At 47.2% G+C, this 1,163-nt stretch carries 1 protein-coding gene; it reads left to right on the top strand.

Translation table 11 applies throughout. From position 1 onward, the window contains the following. Positions 1-600: 600 nt before the first annotated feature. Positions 601-1,163 (top strand): reverse transcriptase N-terminal domain-containing protein (locus Q0590_RS37345; RefSeq protein ID WP_302042787.1); only part of this gene is annotated, 563 nt, incomplete at its 3' end.

The following is a 1,163-nucleotide window of genomic DNA, read 5'->3' as shown; positions in this document are numbered from 1 at the left end:
TGTGGGCCATGTGCGACTCGTTTTCTTGAAAGATCGAGAGATCGGGGAAAGAAGAAGTGTGGTAACACACTGACAACTCAATGCCTGAAGAGGTGCGACTAGCAAGTCAACTCCTCTCTCAAAAGTGAATTGGAGAAAGCATTGCCCCCACTACTAGCCTTGACAAAGCTAGGGGTGGATGCAGGGGCAAGAAGCAGGTAACGCTAAGCTCTCTAGCGAATCCCTGCAAGCAGGAAGGTATGGACAGCGCAAGCGAATATATGTTGACCCATCGTAACGAACTATAAGCCCACGTGAGCTAAGGGGCTTAACCAAAATGGTAAAGGATAGGGGCTGGCAGTGATGGTTCTGACCAGTGTTCACTCCCGCAAAACCCGGTGGAAAGTATAGTCCTACCCCTTCGCAAAACGAGCATTGGGAACGAGGAAAAACCTTATGTTCTCTTTCTGTTAGAAGTTATAACAGAAAGCAGGTAGTCAGCCGCATGAACACAAGGAGTAGGATTGTCTACAAAGCTAATGCCTAGGGTAATTCCCAGGATATGCCCACCTAGACACCTTAGAATTGGAAGGTAAAGTCATGACTAGGAGTAAACATGTTATGAGCACGGATGAAAATCTGATGTATGAATGGAAAGATCTGCCCTGGAAAAAGATTGAGCGGGCAGTTTTCAAGCTCCAAAAACGAATTTACCAAGCCTCTCAACGAGCAGAGGTGAAAACCCTGCACCGATTACAACGATTGTTGCTCAATTCCCGCTGGGCCAAACTGCTAGCCACTCGCAAGATCACACAAGATAACGGGGGAAAACATACGGCAGGCGTGGATGGAGTCAAATCCCTTCCGGCTAAGGCAAGGCTATCCTTAGTTGATTCCTTGCAATTCACGGCTAAGGCTAAACCGGTGAGAAGGATTTGGATACCCAAACCGGGAAAAGCTGAAAAACGCCCGTTAGGTATACCCACCATTTCTGACCGGATCTGCCAGACACTAGTTAAATTTGCTTTGGAACCGGAATGGGAAGCCAAGTTTGAGGCCAATAGTTATGGGTTCAGACCGGGCAGATGTTGCCAGGATGCCTTGAAAGCTATCAGACGCTGTATAGAGCAAAAACCCAAATATGTCTTAGATGCCGATATTGCCCAATGTTTTGACCGGATTAA

Source organism: Rhodocytophaga aerolata, assembly GCF_030503435.1.
Taxonomy (GTDB): Bacteria; Bacteroidota; Bacteroidia; order Cytophagales; family 172606-1; genus Rhodocytophaga; species Rhodocytophaga aerolata.
Note: the sequence above shows the minus strand (reverse complement) of the source record. Positions and strands in the feature narration are given on the sequence as shown.